This window comes from Leifsonia sp. PS1209 (assembly GCF_012317045.1).
GTDB lineage: Bacteria > Actinomycetota > Actinomycetes > Actinomycetales > Microbacteriaceae > Leifsonia.
Map to the genome: position 1 here is coordinate 2149189 of NZ_CP051154.1, position 15892 is coordinate 2165080.

At 68.1% G+C, this 15892-nt stretch carries 19 protein-coding genes; 6 read left to right on the forward strand and 13 right to left on the reverse strand.

Annotated elements, in window-relative coordinates:
* Positions 1–30: 30 nt before the first annotated feature.
* Both HF024_RS10250 and serB read left to right on the forward strand, forming a co-directional pair.
* Positions 31–1272, forward strand: a complete 1242-nt coding sequence (locus tag HF024_RS10250) for a glucose-1-phosphate adenylyltransferase (protein WP_085370640.1) — start codon at positions 31–33, stop codon at positions 1270–1272.
* Complete coding sequence (gene serB, locus HF024_RS10255) at positions 1269–1937, forward strand: phosphoserine phosphatase SerB (protein WP_168689492.1); 669 nt, start codon at positions 1269–1271, stop codon at positions 1935–1937. The genes HF024_RS10250 and serB overlap by 4 nt, the downstream gene beginning before the upstream one ends.
* On the opposite strand, the gene HF024_RS10260 is transcribed toward serB, so the two are convergent.
* The 5 genes from HF024_RS10260 to fabG form a co-directional block, all read right to left on the reverse strand.
* Positions 1843–2478, reverse strand: a complete 636-nt coding sequence (locus tag HF024_RS10260) for a S26 family signal peptidase (protein WP_168689493.1) — start codon at positions 2476–2478, stop codon at positions 1843–1845. The two genes, serB and HF024_RS10260, sit on opposite strands and share 95 nt — an antisense overlap.
* On the reverse strand, positions 2478–3647 hold the full coding sequence (locus tag HF024_RS10265) for a hypothetical protein (RefSeq protein ID WP_168689494.1): 1170 nt from the start codon (positions 3645–3647) through the stop codon (positions 2478–2480). Before HF024_RS10265 ends, HF024_RS10260 begins: the two co-directional genes overlap by 1 nt.
* On the reverse strand, positions 3647–4204 hold the full coding sequence (locus HF024_RS10270) for an LPXTG cell wall anchor domain-containing protein (protein WP_168689495.1): 558 nt from the start codon (positions 4202–4204) through the stop codon (positions 3647–3649). Before HF024_RS10270 ends, HF024_RS10265 begins: the two co-directional genes overlap by 1 nt.
* A 30-nt stretch (positions 4205–4234) precedes the next feature.
* Positions 4235–4789, reverse strand: a complete 555-nt coding sequence (locus HF024_RS10275; RefSeq protein WP_085371180.1) for a TasA family protein — start codon at positions 4787–4789, stop codon at positions 4235–4237.
* 160 nt (positions 4790–4949) lie between these two features.
* Positions 4950–5660 carry a 3-oxoacyl-ACP reductase FabG gene (gene fabG, locus HF024_RS10280; RefSeq protein ID WP_168689496.1) on the reverse strand — a complete coding sequence of 237 codons (711 nt, stop codon included), beginning with the start codon at positions 5658–5660 and terminating at the stop codon, positions 4950–4952.
* Positions 5661–5720: 60 nt separating this feature from the next.
* Here fabG and HF024_RS10285 point away from each other — a divergent pair, with 60 nt between their 5' ends.
* From HF024_RS10285 to HF024_RS10290, 3 genes are read left to right on the forward strand one after another with little or no spacing between them, the layout of a single operon-like run.
* Entirely contained in the window at positions 5721–6035 is a 315-nt protein-coding gene (locus tag HF024_RS10285; protein ID WP_168689497.1) for a DUF3099 domain-containing protein, read from the forward strand.
* Positions 6032–6265: a hypothetical protein gene (locus HF024_RS19665; protein ID WP_210723939.1), complete on the forward strand. Its 234-nt coding sequence runs from the start codon at positions 6032–6034 to the stop codon at positions 6263–6265. Before HF024_RS10285 ends, HF024_RS19665 begins: the two co-directional genes overlap by 4 nt.
* Positions 6262–7119: an SURF1 family protein gene (locus HF024_RS10290; protein WP_210723940.1), complete on the forward strand. Its 858-nt coding sequence runs from the start codon at positions 6262–6264 to the stop codon at positions 7117–7119. The genes HF024_RS19665 and HF024_RS10290 overlap by 4 nt, the downstream gene beginning before the upstream one ends.
* A gap of 10 nt (positions 7120–7129) precedes the next feature.
* On the opposite strand, the gene HF024_RS10295 is transcribed toward HF024_RS10290, so the two are convergent.
* The 6 genes from HF024_RS10295 to sufB all read right to left on the reverse strand — a co-directional run bounded on the left by HF024_RS10295 (position 7130) and on the right by sufB (position 12916).
* Positions 7130–8728 carry an ABC-F family ATP-binding cassette domain-containing protein gene (locus HF024_RS10295; RefSeq protein WP_168689499.1) on the reverse strand — a complete coding sequence of 533 codons (1599 nt, stop codon included), beginning with the start codon at positions 8726–8728 and terminating at the stop codon, positions 7130–7132.
* Positions 8729–8849: 121 nt separating this feature from the next.
* Positions 8850–9179 carry a metal-sulfur cluster assembly factor gene (locus HF024_RS10300; protein ID WP_168689500.1) on the reverse strand — a complete coding sequence of 110 codons (330 nt, stop codon included), beginning with the start codon at positions 9177–9179 and terminating at the stop codon, positions 8850–8852.
* 9 nt (positions 9180–9188) lie between these two features.
* Positions 9189–9983, reverse strand: a complete 795-nt coding sequence (gene sufC, locus HF024_RS10305; protein ID WP_085371174.1) for a Fe-S cluster assembly ATPase SufC — start codon at positions 9981–9983, stop codon at positions 9189–9191.
* A 3-nt stretch (positions 9984–9986) separates the two neighbouring features.
* Positions 9987–10313 carry a non-heme iron oxygenase ferredoxin subunit gene (locus HF024_RS10310; protein ID WP_085371173.1) on the reverse strand — a complete coding sequence of 109 codons (327 nt, stop codon included), beginning with the start codon at positions 10311–10313 and terminating at the stop codon, positions 9987–9989.
* Complete coding sequence (sufD, locus tag HF024_RS10315) at positions 10310–11440, reverse strand: Fe-S cluster assembly protein SufD (RefSeq protein ID WP_247597428.1); 1131 nt, start codon at positions 11438–11440, stop codon at positions 10310–10312. Before sufD ends, HF024_RS10310 begins: the two co-directional genes overlap by 4 nt.
* A gap of 57 nt (positions 11441–11497) precedes the next feature.
* A complete protein-coding gene (sufB, locus tag HF024_RS10320) occupies positions 11498–12916 on the reverse strand; it encodes a Fe-S cluster assembly protein SufB (protein ID WP_168689502.1) in 1419 nt (472 codons plus the stop codon).
* 292 nt (positions 12917–13208) lie between these two features.
* On the opposite strand from sufB, the gene HF024_RS10325 reads away from it, so the two are divergent.
* Positions 13209–14156 (forward strand): COX15/CtaA family protein, encoded by a 948-nt coding sequence (locus HF024_RS10325; protein WP_168689503.1) that lies wholly within the window; start codon positions 13209–13211, stop codon positions 14154–14156.
* Here the strand turns inward: HF024_RS10325 and HF024_RS10330 are convergent.
* Positions 14127–14684: a GNAT family N-acetyltransferase gene (locus tag HF024_RS10330; RefSeq protein WP_085371169.1), complete on the reverse strand. Its 558-nt coding sequence runs from the start codon at positions 14682–14684 to the stop codon at positions 14127–14129. The genes HF024_RS10325 and HF024_RS10330 overlap by 30 nt on opposite strands.
* A gap of 2 nt (positions 14685–14686) precedes the next feature.
* Complete coding sequence (locus tag HF024_RS10335) at positions 14687–15607, reverse strand: heme o synthase (RefSeq protein ID WP_168689504.1); 921 nt, start codon at positions 15605–15607, stop codon at positions 14687–14689.
* Positions 15608–15892: the final 285 nt, after the last annotated feature.

Consider the following 15892-nt stretch of genomic DNA (forward strand, 5'->3'; position numbering starts at 1 on the left):
CAGGTCGCATGTTGCCTCTACTGTGGTGGCATGGCAGGCAAGAAGATCTTCGGCATTGTTCTCGCGGGTGGCGAAGGGAAGCGGTTGATGCCGTTGACGGCAGACCGCGCGAAGCCGGCCGTTCCGTTCGGCGGGCAGTATCGACTCATCGACTTCGCGCTCTCGAATCTCATCAATTCGCAGCTGCGCCAGATCGTCGTCCTGACCCAGTACAAGTCGCACAGCCTCGACAGGCACGTCTCGCAGACCTGGCGGCTCGACGGGATGCTCAACTCGTACATCGCGTCCGTGCCCGCCCAGCAGCGCCTCGGAAAGCGCTGGTTCAGCGGCTCGGCCGACGCGATCCTGCAGAGCCTCAACCTGCTGCGCGACGAGAAGCCGGACATCGTGGTCGTCGTCGGCGCCGACCACGTCTACCGGATGGACTTCGGCCAGATGATCGAGGCGCACATCGCATCCGGCGCTCCCGCGTCCGTCGCGGCGATCCGCCAGCCGATCGGCCTGGCCGACCAGTTCGGCGTGATCGAGGTCGACCCGGAGCGCCCGGACAGGATCGGCGCGTTCCGCGAGAAGCCGAGCGACCCGATCGGGCTGCCGGACTCGCCCGGCGAGGTGCTCGCCTCGATGGGCAACTACGTCTTCGACGCCGACGCGCTGATCGACGCGGTCGTGCGCGACGGCGACCGGCCGGACTCCAACCACGACATGGGTGGAGACATCATCCCCGACTTCGTGGCGCGCGACGAGGCGGCCGTCTACGACTTCAACCGCAACGACGTTCCGGGCTCGACCGACCGCGACCGCTACTACTGGCGGGATGTGGGAACGATCGACTCGTTCTTCGAGGCCCACCAAGACCTGATCTCCGCCCTCCCGGTGTTCAACCTCTACAACCGCGAGTGGCCGATCTTCAGCCAGGTGCTCAACTCGCCCCCGGCGAAGATCGTGCGCGACGGCCGCGGAGCGCTCGGCACGACCATCGACTCGATCGTGTCGCTCGGCTCCGTGATCTCGGGCGCCCACCTGGAGCGCAGTGTGCTCGGACCGTGGGCGACCGTCGACTCCGGCGCCAAGGTCGTCGACTCTGTGGTCTTCGAGCGCGCGGTGATCGGCGCGAACGCGTTCGTCGGCCGCGCGATCCTGGACAAGGACGTGGTGGTCGCGGAAGGCGCATCCATCGGGGTCGACCCCGAGCGCGACCGCGCACGCGGCTTCACCGTCACCGACTCCGGGCTCACCGTTGTCGGCAAGGGAGTGCACGTCGTTCCATGACCGGGAGGAGCACCACAGCAACAACAGCAGCACGTTTCCTCGTCGTCCTCGACGCAGACTCGACCCTCATCCACGACGAGGTCATCGAGCTGCTGGCCGAGGAGGCCGGCGCACGCCAGGAGGTGGCGGAGGTCACCGAACGCGCGATGCGCGGAGAACTGGACTTCGAGCAGAGCCTGCGCGAGCGCGTCAAGACACTCGCCGGACTGCCGTCCTCCGTGTTCTCGCGGGTCGGTGAGCGCATCACGGTGACGGACGGCGTCCCAGAGCTGATCGCCGGGGTGCACGCGGCGGGCGGGGTGGTGGGCGTCGTCTCCGGCGGCTTCCACGAGACGCTCGACCCGCTGGGCGAACGCCTCGGCCTCGACCACTGGCGCGCCAACCGGCTGGAGGTCGTCGACGGCGTCCTCACCGGAGCCGTGACCGGCGGGGTCGTGGATGCGGAGGCCAAAGCGTCCGCGCTGCGCGCGTGGGCGGAGGACGCCGGCATCCCGCTGGCTCAGACCGTCGCGATCGGCGACGGCGCGAACGACCTCCGGATGATGGCGGTGGCCGGGCTGTCCGTCGCGTTCAACGCGAAGCCGGCGGTGCGGGCAGCGGCCGATGTGGTGGTGGACCGCCAGGATCTGTCCCAGGTGCTTCCGCTGCTCGGGCTGCGAGGCTGATCCACGTCGCGCGCCGGGTGGCGCGCGCGGATGCACGCTTCTTCGCCCGGTGCCTGGCGCGCCTCGTCGGCACGGCGATCAGCGCCAGCAGCGCGATCAGCCCGACGAACAGCCACGGGCTCCGGATGCTCGCCATCGCCTCCCCGACGCCCGGCACCGACCACACCAGTCGCTGGGCGCCGTCCGTCACGTCGTACGGGGTGGCGTCCTCCGCCTCGTTGGCATCGCCGCGCATCCGGATGAGCCGGAGGTCGCCGTGGCGCTCTGCACCGACCACGCGGTGCGTCACGAGCTTCCCGTCGCCGACGCGCGGCGCGCCGACGACGTCTCCCACCAGGATGTCGTCGGCGGTGACGGGCACGGTCAGCGCCAAGGAGCCCGCCGGAATGCCCGGCGCCATCGACCCGGTCTGGAAGATGATCGGACGCACCCCGGTGACGAACGCGACGGCGCCGACCACCACGCAGAGCACCCCGGCGACGGCGGCGGCGTTGAGCGTGATCCGTGCGATCCGCCCGAGCGGCCTCTGCCGTCTCGGCATCACGGCCACCGGTGGACGACGATCGGTGAGCTGAACGAGTTCCTGCCGACGGTGTCGTGCGTGCCGAGCTGCCCGGCCGTGTTCGACCCGGCCGCCGAATAGACGCCGTCGGTGCCGATGAGCAGCGAGTGCTGATTGCCCTCCGCGACATCGCCCACATCCATTCCGCCGGGTAGCGGCACAGGGGTCGGCGTCGCACGGTCGACGGAGTCGCCGAGGCCGAGCTGCCCCGAGCTGTTCAGCCCCCAGCCGTAGAGCACATGGTCGTCGCCCCACGCGAAGAATGAGCTCGGGCCCGACTGGGGCAGGCTGGCGACGGCGTGCCGGATGGGGACGCCGGAGAGGGTGGCGTTCTGGGCGAACACGAACGTGCCGTCGCAGCTGTACAGGCGCCCGTCGGCCATCCAGGCGAACACGAAGGCGTCCCCGGCGTTGACGCCCGCGACCGTCCCGTCGGCCGGGAGTCCGCTGAACGTCACGCCGAGCTGGTTGTTGAAGAACGACCCCCAGCCCAGCACGGTCGTTCCGTCGTCGGTGACCGCGGTGCCGAAGTGCCTCCCCGCCGCCGCGCTGGTCACGAACCGGCCGGCGAGGCCCTGCGCCGTCACCTGCTCCGGGACGGGCAGCACTCCCGCGCCTGCCCGCCCGAGCCGTCCTCCGCCGTTGTTCCCCCACGAGAACAGCCGTCCGTCGCTCGTCCACGCCAGGAAGTAGAACCCGCCGGCCGAGACGCCGATCACGTCCTGCCCCGAGAGTTCGGGGATGAGCCCGGGGACGGCCCCGCTCGGCGCGTACTCGCTGTTGCCCCAGGTGTACACATCCCCCGTATCGGTCAGCGCCACGGAGCCGTCGACCCCCGCAGACGCGGACACCACCGCGGCGCCGCCGGGAATGGCCACACTGGTCGGCACATCCCGGGCGACGGTGTCGCCGAGGCCGAGCTGCCCGAGGCCGTTGGTTCCCCACGAGTACAGCTGCCCCGCCGCCGTCCAGCCGAGGGAGAAGTCCACTCCGGCCTCGACGCCGGCGAACAGCACCGGTACCCCCGCGGTGGACGCGAAGCGCGTCTCCACGCTCCCGCCGTCGACGAACCCCGCCGACGAGGCGGGAGTCAGCGCGGCTAACAGCAGCCCGGCCACGGCCAGGAGGTGGACACGCCGTGGTGCCATCACTCGTGCTCCCTCCGTCCTTCCCTCCGCCGGAACGCCGCCCGTGCCGCGACGCCGAGCACGAGCAGGGCGACGGCCAGCACGACCACCCCGGACACCTCGATCCCGGTGTTCGGCAAGTGCGGTGGCGTGTCCGCGCGCGGGGGCCGCGCGACGACCGCGCCGTCGCACTGCTGCGGCGCGACCTGCGTCGCCGTGAAGAACAGCGTCGCCGTTCCGCTCTGCGCCTGGTACTCGTTCCCCGCCTCAGGGGGAAAGGCGGCGCTGACGTGCACGGTCACCGTGGCGTGAGCGGGCAGCGCGTCGTCCAGCGCTGCGCACCGGGCGCTGCCCGCATCCGGGGTCACGGTGAACGACACGACGAGGGGATGCGCGCCCTGGAAGAGCTGGCCGTCACGTGTCACGTGATCGCTCAGACGGACCGGGTACGGTGCGCTGTTGGTCACGGTGACCGTCGCGTCCACCGAGTCGCCGGGCTTCAGGTCTCCGAACACCAGCCCCGGCGGGTCTGAGATCAGCGACGCCCGCTGGGCCGGCAGGTCTGCCTCCATGGTCATCCCCTCGTCCTCCTCGTCGTCGCTGCCGGCCTACGCCTGCGATGCAGTGAAGGGGAACACCACCGATACGCTCTGGCCGGCGACATCGGTGGCTGCCGTCGGGTCGAGCGTGACTTCGAGATGCAGCGTGCGCCCGTTGACCGATCCCCCGGAGGCGATGTCGAGCGCCGAGAACGCCGCGGCCGTCAGCGGTCCGCTGTAGAGCGTCGACGCGTCGCTCGTGTCGGTGATCACGATGCTCAGGCTGTCCTCCAGCGCGGCAGCCGGTGCGCCGGCGTCGTTCGTGATCTGGGGCACGCCGAGGTCGAGGTTCGCGTCGATCGTGCCGGAGTTGAAGACCTGCAGGTCGCGCTCGACCGTGTCACCCGGGGCCAGGTTGTCGAAGCCCGCGCTGAAGTCCACCAGGTAGTTGGTGGGATTGCCGTCCTGATCCGCGTCGAACTTCAGGTCGAGCGAGCCCGACGTGAACTGCGTCTCCACGTTGCCGGTGTCCGTGAACGCCGCGAGCGTCATGCCGATGCCCGCCGTCAGGACGATGCCCATGGCCGCTAGGACCTTGACTCTGGGCGTGAGCGTCTTCGCCATTGTTGTGCCACCTCTGAATCGAGCGCTGTCGCGCTGTACGGGATGCGGAGGTGCCGGCGAAGATTCGCCGTCCGCATCCCGATTGCGCGTCAACCTATCCCGCGGGGTGACCACAGAGCTAGTTACATTGCCATTTGTATGTCAGTATTCCGATATAGGTTTAGTGTCCCATACCAAGACCGCCGTCGACAGGAATAACGGCGCCCGAGATGTATCCGGCGTCCTCCCCCGCGACCCACGCGACGACCTTCGCGACCTCGCCGGCGGTGGCGAATCGTCCGGCCGGGATGTTGCGCTTGTATTCGGCCTGCTGCGTCTCCGGCAGCGCAGCGGTCATGTCGGTCTCGATGAAGCCGGGCGACACGACGTTGGCGGTGATCCCGCGCCCGCCGAGCTCCCTGGTGATCGAGCGGGCCATGCCGACCAGTCCGGCCTTCGACGCCGCGTAGTTGACCTGACCGGCGCTGCCGTAGAGCCCGACGACGCTCGAGATGAAGACGATGCGGCCGAACCTGGCCTTGAGCATCCCCTTGGATGCGCGCTTGACGACGCGGAACGAGCCGCCGAGGTTGGTGTCGACCACCGTGTCGAAGTCCTCGTCGGTCATGCGCATCAGCAGCGTGTCGCGGGTGATGCCCGCGTTCGCCACGACGACCTCCACCGGCCCGAGCTTCTCCTCGATCTCCGCGAACGCCGCGTCGACAGCCGCGGAGTCCGTGACATCGGCGCGGACGGTGAGCGCGCCGTCCGGGCCCTCCCCGGAGCGGGCCGTGACGGCCACCCGGTGGCCCTGGGCCAGGAACTCCTCCGCGATGGCGTAGCCGATGCCGCGGTTTCCTCCTGTGACGAGCACGGTGCGCTGGGTAGTCATGCATTTTCCTCTCAATAGAAACGCTCACCAGTTTATGGACGTAGTCTTGGTGGAACGCACATGAAGCAACCACACCCGTCGATCACGAATCTTCCGCTCTCCCCCGACGAAGAGCGACGACACCGGATGATCAAGTATTCGGTCGCCATGGGCATCCGTGTGGTCTGCATCTTCGCGATCCTGTTCGTTCCGGGCTGGTGGGCGATCATCCCGCTGATCGGCGCCATTTTCCTGCCGTACTTCGCCGTGGTCGTCGCGAACGTCTCGACCGACCCGCGTCGAGCGGAAGTTCAGCGTCCGGGGAATATCCTTCCCATGACCCCTCCACCATCGGCGGGACGCGCAGACGACGATTCGAGAGGCACGCACGAGTGATCGGCTTCGGTGAACCGGAACCCCTGACGTGCTCGCGCGCGGGCTGCCGTGAGCAGGCCGCCTGGCGCATCGAATGGCGCAACCCGAAGATCCACTCGGAAGACCGCGTGAAGGTCTGGCTCGCCTGCGACGAGCACGTCGACTATCTGAGAGAGTTCCTGGGCGCGCGGGACTTCCCACTGAGCGTGCATCCCGTCGTGCCCCCGGTGGCCGAGAGGACGACGGCGTGAGCGGCAGCGGTGGCTGGCGGTTCGCGTTCTCCCGTCGCTGGCTGGGCTACCTGGCGTTCGCCGTCGCGTTCGCGATCGCCTGCGGCTGCCTGTCCGCCTGGCAGCTCGCCCGCAGCAAGGAGGCGGCGGCGGCCAACGCGCTGATCTCCGACAACTTCTACTCGAAGCCCGTCCCGCTCACCGACGAGCTCGGCTCCCTCAACGCGTACTCCCCGAAGCAGGAGTGGACGCGCGTGCAGGTCACCGGCACGTACCAGAAGGACGACGAGCTGCTGGTGCGCAACCGCCCGTTCAACGGCAGCCCCGGGTTCGAGGTGCTCACGCCCCTGCGCACGGCAGACGGCGCCCTGTTCATGATCGACCGCGGCTGGGTGCCGACCGGCAACACCACGGATGCGCCGGACAGCGTCCCCGCCGCCCCGTCCGGCACCGTCACCGTCGTCGCCCGCCTCAAGGCCAGCGAGCCGGCCATCCCGGGCCGCACGGCCGTCGGCCGTCAGGTGGGCACCATCCAGCTCTCCGTTGTGAAGCAGAAGCTCGGCACCGACGACGTGTACACGGGCGCGTACGGCCTGCTCGACTCGCAGAAGCCGTCACCGGCGTCGACGCCGACCCCCACGGTCACCGACCCGCCCACCCAGGATGAGGGACTGCACTGGTCGTACATGATCCAGTGGATCATCTTCGCCCTGATCGGCTTCTTCGGCCTCGGCTACGCGCTGCTCACGGAGTACCGCAAGCGCAACGAGCACACCCCGGAGGAGCAGGCGAAGGCCGCCGAGCGCCAGCGGAAGCGGGCGCTCAAGCGGACGGACTCCGACGTGGAGGACGAACTGATCGACGCGACCCGCTAGACGCGACGCGCTAGGCCAGCGAGATCAGTTCCAGGTAGTCCCTGTTCCAGTGGTCCTCGACGCCGTCGGGCAGGATGAGGACGCGCTCGGGGTTCAGCGCCTCGACGGCACCCTCGTCGTGACTGACCAGGACGACGGCGCCCTCGTAGTGCGCCAGCGCATCCAGGATCTCCTCGCGGCTCGCGGGGTCGAGGTTGTTCGTCGGCTCGTCGAGGAGCAGCACGTTCGCACCGGAGACGACGATCATCGCGAGGGCGAGACGCGTCTTCTCCCCACCGGACAGCACGCCGGCCGGCTTGTGCGAGTCGTCGCCGGTGAACAGGAACGAGCCGAGCACGCGGCGCGCCTCCGTCTCGGCCAGATTCGGTGACGCGGACATCATGTTCTGCAGAACGGAGCGGTCGACGTCGATCGTCTCGTGCTCCTGCGCGTAGTAGCCGATGCGAAGGCCGTGACCGGGCTCCACCTGGCCGGTGTCCGGCTTGTCGACGCCGGCGAGCATCCGGAGCAGCGTGGTCTTCCCCGCGCCGTTCAGCCCGAGGACGACCACCTTGGAGCCGCGGTCGATCGCGAGGTCGACGGCGGTGAAGATCTCCAGAGAGCCGTAGCTCTTGGAGAGATCGCTGGCCTGCAGCGGGGTGCGGCCGCAGGGTGCGGGCGTCGGGAAGCGCAGCTTGGCCACGCGGTCGACGGCGCGCACGTCCTCGAGCCCGGCCAGCAGCTTCTCCGCGCGCGCGACCATCTGGTGCGCAGCGGCGGCCTTGCTCGCCTTCGCGCCGAACTTGGCGGCCTGCAGCTGCAGGACCCCCGCCTTCTTCTCCGCGTTGGCGCGCTCCTTCTTGCGGCGCTCCTCGTCGGCGGCGCGCTGGCGCTGGTAGTGCTTCCAGCCCATGTTGTAGATGTCGATGACCTGACGGTTCGCATCCAGGTAGAAGACGCGGTTGACGGTCTCCCCCACCAGCTCCACATCGTGCGAGATGACGATGAAACCGCCGGTGTAGTTCTTCAGGAACTCACGAAGCCAGATCACCGAGTCCGCGTCGAGGTGGTTGGTCGGCTCGTCGAGGATCATCGTGCGCGCGTCGGAGAACAGGATGCGTGCCAGCTCGATGCGACGCCGCTGACCACCGGACAGCGTCTTCAGCGGCTGGTCCAGGATGCGGTCCGGCAGGTTCAGGTTGCTCGCGATCGACGCGGCCTCCGCCTCGGCGGCATACCCGCCGAGCATCTGGAAGCGCTCCTCCAGCGACCCGTACTTCTTCATTCCGGCGGCGGACACCTTCTCGTCCGAGCTCGCCATGTCGAGCGTCGCCTGCTGCATCCCGAGCACGATCGACCCGAGGCCGCGGGCGTCCAGGATGCGGGTGCGCGCCAGGTCTTCCAGGTTGCCGGAACGCGGGTCCTGCGGCAGGTAGCCGAGCTCCTCCGTGCGATCGACCTTTCCGCCGTTCGGCAGCAGGTCGCCGGCCAGCACCTTGGTGAGCGTGGTCTTCCCCGCTCCGTTGCGGCCGACGAGACCGATCTTGTCGCCGGGCGCGACTCGGAAGCTCACGTTCTCCATGAGCAACCGGGCTCCGACTCGGAGCTCGAGGTCTTGCACGGCAAGCACAGTCAATCCATTCGTTCGTTCGGGAAGGTGTCGTTCGGGAAGGCGTCGTTCACGCCAGTGGTCCCGGAGCGCGCGCGAGCTGCTGCTCGCGGCGGTCCGGGACCACTCGCACGGTGTCTTGCTAGATGGCGAAGCCGAGCGCGCGCATCATGTCGCGCCCGTCGTCGGTGATCCGCTCGGGACCCCACGGCGGCATCCACACCCAGTTGATGCGGAACGCCTCGACGATGCCGTCGAGCGACTCTGCGGTCTGCTCCTCCAGCACGTCGGTGAGCGGGCAGCCTGCGCTCGTCAGGGTCATCGAGATGATGAGGGCGTTGTTCTCGTCATCCCAGGCCAGGTCGTAGATGAGGCCCAGGTCGACGACATTGATCCCGAGCTCGGGGTCCATGACGTTCTTCAGCGCCTCTTCGACCTGGTCGAAGAGCGCGGAGCTCAGCGTGGCGGGCATACCGGAAGCCTACGCCTCTGTCAGCTCGGCGGCGTCGGCCTTGGCCGGCTCCGGAGCATCCACGAAACGGTCGTAGCCCTCTTCCTCGAGCCGCTCTGCGAGCTCGGGGCCGCCCTGCTCCGCCACACGGCCGGCGACGAAGACGTGCACGAAGTCCGGCTTGATGTAGCGCAGGATGCGCGTGTAGTGCGTGATCAGGAGGATGCCGAGGCCGGTGTTCTCCTTGGCGCGGTTGACGCCCTCGGAGACAACCTTGAGCGCATCCACGTCGAGGCCGGAGTCGGTCTCGTCGAGCACGGCGAACTTCGGCTTCAGGAGCTCGAGCTGCAGGATCTCGTTGCGCTTCTTCTCTCCGCCGGAGAAGCCCTCGTTGACGTTGCGCTCTGCGAAGGACGAGTCCATCCTGAGCTTGCCCATCGACTCGCGGACGTCCTTGACCCAGGAGCGGATCGACGGAGCCTCGCCGTCGATAGCCGTCTTGGCGGTGCGCAGGAAGTTGGTGTTGGTGACTCCCGGGATCTCGACCGGGTACTGCATGGCCAGGAAGAGGCCGGCGCGGGCGCGCTCGTCGACGGTCATCGCGAGGACGTCTTCGCCGTCGAGCGTGATGGTGCCGCCGGTGACGGTGTACTTCGGGTGCCCGGCGATCGTGTACGCGAGAGTGGACTTGCCCGACCCGTTCGGGCCCATGATCGCGTGGATCTCGCCTTCGCGGATGGTCAGGTCGACGCCGTTCAGGATGGGCTTGACGCCCTGCTCCGTCTCGACGGTGACGTGGAGGTCGCGGATCTCAAGGACTGACATGGACTAAATCTCTTTCGTTGCGTTCGGGTCGATGTAGACGTCACCGTCGATGAGCTCGACCTGGTAGACGGGGACCGGCTCGTACGCCGGTAGGTTCATGGGCTTGCCGGTGAGCAGGGAGAACTGCGAGCCGTGCGCCCAGCACTCGAGCGTGTCGCCCTCGACGAAACCCTCGGACAGCGAGATCTCGCCGTGCGTGCAGGTGTCTCCGATGGCGTGGATGTCTCCCGCCGAGTCCTTGACGACGGCGATGGGGGTGCCGTCGACGACGACGCGGGTGGCCTGGTCGACCACCAGCTCGTCGGCGGAGCAGACGCGCGTGCCCATCAGCTCCCCACCGTGACGATGGACGAGAGCTCGGCCTCGATGGCGTCCTGCAGACGCTCCTGCAGCGCGGGAGAGCCGATCTGCTGCACGATCTCGCCGAGGAAGCCGCGCACGACCAGTCGGCGTGCCTCGTCCTCCGTGATCCCGCGGGACTGCAGGTAGAACAGCTGCTCGTCGTCGAAACGGCCGGTCGCGCTGGCGTGGCCCGCCCCGACGATGTCGCCCGTCTCGATCTCCAGGTTCGGCACGGAGTCTGCGCGGGCGCCGTCGGTGAGCACGAGGTTGCGGTTCTGCTCGTAGGTGTCGGTGCCGACGGCCTTCGGGCCGATCAGCACGTCGCCGATCCACACGGTGCGCGCTCCGTCGCCCTGCAGCGCGCCCTTGTACGTGACACGGCTGCGGGTGGCCGGTGCGTCGTGGAAGACGTACACCTGCTGTTCGAGGTGCTGGCCGGCGTCGGCGAAGTATGCGCCGAACAGTTCGGCGTCCGCCCGCTCGCCCGCGAGGTGCGCGGACGGGTTGAGCCGCACCACGCCGCCGCCGAGGGTGACCGCGACGTGCTTGAGCAGCGCATCCTGGCCGATGGTGGCGAAGTGGGTGGCGACGTGCAGTGCGTCGTCGTCCCACTCCTGCACGGTCACGACGGTGAGCTGGGCGCCTGCGCCGAGCAGGAACTCGACGTTCTCGGTGAGGTGCGCCGCCCCGCTGTTCTGGAGGATGAGCGTCGCGCGGCTGCCTGGGGCCGCCTCGACGATGGTGTGCGCTGCGCGGGGTGCGCCGCCCAGGGCGGACCTGGTGAGGGTGAACTCCTTGGCGTCGTCTCCCGTGACGGAGATGAGCAGCGCCTCCTGGAAGGCGGTCCAGGCGTTGGCGGACGCGCGGTCTTCCGGGATTCCTGCGCTGCCGATGCGGGCGTCGTCGCGACCGACCCACTCGGCGGTGACGCCGGGTGCGACGCTCGCGTCGAACACGTACGGCGCGCCGTCCAGCTCGCCGGAGATGAGCTCGGCGAGACGGGCGACCGGCGTGTACTTCCAGACGGCCTCGCGGCCGGTGACGTCCGGGAACTCGGAGACGACGGTGGACTTGAAACGGTCGGAGCGGGTCTGAACGGGCACAGCGCTGCGCATGTGCTTCGGCGCTGCCGTTCCCTCGGTTTCGATTGTCTTCGGGGTGGCGGTGGTCATTTAGCCGACAGAGCCTTCCATGCCCATCTCGATGAGCTTGTTGAGTTCGAGTGCGTATTCCATCGGGAGCTCCCTGGCGATCGGCTCGATGAACCCGCGCACGATCATGGCCATGGCCTCGTCCTCCGGAAGCCCACGGGACATCAGGTAGAAGAGCTGCTCCTCGCTCACGCGCGACACGGTCGCCTCGTGGCCGAGCTGCACGTCGTCGACGCGGATGTCGATGGCCGGATACGTGTCCGAACGGGAGATCGAGTCGACGAGCAACGCGTCGCAGCGCACGGTGTTCGCGGCGTGGTGCGCGTTCGCATCCACCCGCACCTCACCGCGGTAGCCTGCGCGGCCGCCTCCGCGGGCGATCGACTTGGAGACGATCGACGACTGCGTATACGGAGCCATGTGGATCATCTTCGCGCCGGCGTCCTGGTGCTGGCCGGGGCCGGCGAACGCGACGGACAGGGTCTCGCCCTTGGCGTGCTCCCCCATCAGGTAGATCGACGGGTACTTCATCGTGACCTTGGACCCGATGTTGCCGTCGATCCACTCCATCGTCGCGCCCTCAGCGGCCGTTGCACGCTTGGTGACGAGGTTGTAGACGTTGTTCGACCAGTTCTGGATGGTCGTGTACCGGACGCGCGCGTTCTTCTTCACGATGATCTCGACCACGGCGGAGTGCAGCGAGTCGGACTTGTAGATCGGGGCCGTGCATCCCTCGATGTAGTGCACGTAGCTGCCCTCGTCCGCGATGATCAGGGTGCGCTCGAACTGCCCCATGTTCTCGGTGTTGATGCGGAAGTACGCCTGCAGCGGGATCTCGACGTGGACGCCCTTGGGGACGTAGACGAACGAGCCGCCCGACCAGACGGCCGTGTTCAGCGCGGCGAACTTGTTGTCGCCGGCCGGGATGACCGTTCCGAAGTACTCCTGGAAGATCTCCGGGTGCTGCTTGAGAGCGGTGTCGGTGTCGAGGAAGATGACGCCCTGCTGCTCCAGGTCCTCGCGGATCTGGTGGTAGACCACCTCGGACTCGTACTGGGCGGCGACACCGGCGACGAGACGCTGGCGCTCCGCCTCGGGGATGCCGAGCTTCTCGTAGGTGTTGCGGATGTCCTCCGGCAGGTCTTCCCAGGTCTGGGCCTGCTTCTCGGTGGACCGCACGAAGTACTTGATGTTGTCGAAGTCGATCTCGGAGAGATCGGCGCCCCAAGTGGGCATCGGCTTGCGCTCGAAGAGCTGCAGCGCCTTGAGGCGACGCTCGCGCATCCAGTCCGGCTCGTTCTTGAGCGCGGAGATATCGGTCACCACCTCTGGCGAGATCCCTCGGCGCGCGGACTGCCCGGCTGCGTCGGAGTCCGCCCAGCCGAACTCGTATTGCCCAAGGCTGTCGAGTTCGGGGCGGTCGATCAGGATGTCTGACATATCTACCTCGTTTCCTTCCACTCGTAACCGGCTATCATTCCGGCTCATTCCCCCCGCCCCGGTCGAATTCACGACTGGCACGAGTGTCCTGATTGTGCGGGTGGCTGGTGTGCGTACCTAAACTGTTCGGAGACTCAGGCATCGTCGCCCCGGCTGCATGGCACTGCAGGCACGCGCGTTTCCAGCGCGTTTCTCGAACCCACCAATTCTACAGGTGCAGACCGGTAATAGTAGAGACGCGCCTGCGCGTTGCCCGAGTATCCGATCCAGAAGCAAGGAAACCAGACCCAGAATGAACCGCATCATCGCCTGGCTGCCCGACCGTGTCGATGTCCGGCTCAAGGTCATCGCGTGGATCTACCTCGTCGGGCAGATCATCCTGGTCGGCACGGGTGGTCTGGTGCGTCTGACGTCGAGCGGCCTCGGCTGCCCGACGTGGCCCAAGTGCACGGCCGACTCGCTGGTCAACACACCCGAGATGGGCATCCACGGTGTCATCGAGTTCGGCAACCGACTTCTCGGCGTCCTGCTCGGGATCGTCGCCATCGTCGCGTTCGTCGCCATCCTGCGGCTGCGCAAGGAGCGCCCGGACCTGTTCTGGCTCACCCTGCTCGCCGGGCTCGGCATCCCGGCCCAGGCGGTCATCGGCGGTCTGAGCGTCCTCACCGACCTGAACCCGTACGTCGTCGGACTGCACTTCGTGGTGTCCATCGTTCTCGTCGCCCTGTGCACGACCTTCCTCTTCCGGCTCTACACGACACCCGGCCCCCGGATGCGCGCCGTGCCCGCCTGGTTCGCCATCGTCACCCACATCACCAGCTTCGTGGTCGCCGTCACGATCCTGGTCGGCATCCTCACCACGGGATCCGGCCCGCACGCCGGAGACGCGAAGGCGCCCCGCAACAACCTGAACCCCGAGATCCTGCAGCATGTGCACGCCATCCCGGCCTACGTCACGTTCGCGCTGACGCTGGTGCTCGTCATCGCGTCCCTGCGCTTCACCGCCACCAAGGTCCGTCGCTACGCCGCCCTTCTTCTCGTAGTGGAGCTGGTGCAGATCGCGGTCGGCCTGATCCAAGCCAACACCGGGCTGCCCGGCGTGCTGGTCGGGGTCCACATGATGCTGGCCGCGAGCCTCGCCGCGGCGATGACGGCCGTGGTGCTGTCGCTGAAAGCGCCCGTCGCGGGCAACGCCGCGGCGGACGCAACGTCAGTCGAGCGCGGGGCCGCTGTCGCCTGACGCCGGTCGTTCGAGCACGCCGAACAGCGCCTCCCTGGCGTCGCCGCGGATGTCCACGGCGTGCGGGCTGCGCTCGTCGAACGCGAAGCCCACCGCGGTCGCGAGGCGCTTGCTCGCCTCGTTGCCGACCAGGTACTCCCAGCGCAGGCGGGTGAGGCCCAGTCCCTCCGGGGCGAAGGCGTACGACAGGATGCGCGCGAGCGCCTCCCGCATGTAGCCGTGACCCCGCGCATCCGGTGCCTGCCAGCAGCCGACGGAGGCGGAGCCCGTGGCCTCGTCCCTGCGCACCTCGATCGTGCCGAGCAGCGGTCCGTCGTCGATCCGGAGCGCCCAGACGCAGAAGCGTCCGCTCGCCGCGCCGTGCGGCACGTAGCTGCGGACGAAGAACTCCGCGTCCTCCCGCGTGTACGGAGACGGGATCGGGATCCATTGCTGCACGACGGCGTCGCTGCACGCAGCGAAGACCGCGTCGATGTCCGACTCGCGCGGCGCATCCAGAACGAGGCGTTCCGTGCGCAGCGCGGTCATGGTCAGAACGGCAGCAGCGGGTCGATCGCGACGGCCAGGAAGATCAGCGTCAGGTAGGCGATGGAGCCGTGGAACACGCGCATCGGCGAGACGGCGGCGTGGCGGATCGCCAGGTTGTACAGCCGGTGCGACTCGTAGAGGAACCAGCCGCCGACCACCACGGAGATCGTGGTGTAGACGAGACCCATGTGCGCCACCGGGATGAGCAGCAGCGAGCAGGCGACCATCGCCCAGGCGTAGAGGATGACCTGCAGGCCGACCACGGCGCGGCCGCGGACGACGGCGAGCATGGGGACGCCCGCCTCCTTGTAGTCGTCGCGGTACTTCATCGACAGCGGCCAGTAGTGCGGTGGCGTCCAGAGGAAGATGACGCCGAACAGGATGAACGCCGGCCAGTCGAGCGAGCCGGTCACGGCCGCCCAGCCGATCAGCACGGGCATGCAGCCCGCGATGCCGCCCCAGACGATGTTCTGCGGGGTGCGGCGCTTGAGGATCAGCGTGTAGAAGACCACGTAGAGCAGGATCGCGACGAGCGAGAGCCCCGCTGCGAGCCAGTTCGTGAAGAAGCCGAGGACCAGCACGGAGGCGACGCCGAGCGCGTATGCGAAGACCAGCGCCTCGCGGTCGCTGAGCTCTCCGGTGACGAGCGGGCGGTTCTTCGTGCGCTTCATCACGCGGTCGATGTCGCGGTCGATGTAGCAGTTGAACGCCCCGGCAGAACCGGCGGACATGTATCCGCCGACCACCGTCGCGAGCACAAGCAGCAGGTTCGGGATGCCGTGGCCGGCGAGGATCATCGTCGGCACCGTCGTCACGAGAAGTAACTCGACGACACGCGGTTTCGTCAGCGAGAAGTAGGCCTTGACCTTGCGGGCGACGCCGATTCGGCCCGATTCGACACGGCTTTCTACAGCGACGTCCATTGCTCCTCTAACGATTCGTCCGACTCCCCCAGTGATTCTAGGATACCCGTCCGATGACTCCTCCCCCGCCTACTCCGGGGACGGGTTATCCACAACCGGCTGAGGGAACACCCCACGTTTCGGGTGTGTTACCTATACTTGGAGGTGCTCGCCAGCCGGACCCGAACATCCATGCATCCTTTTGTAGGAGTCGCACGGATGCAGTCCGGCGCCGATGACGTCCACGGCGCGCACTACCTACACCGGTGCGGGACCACGACGGCCCTCACCATATCTACGAAGGGT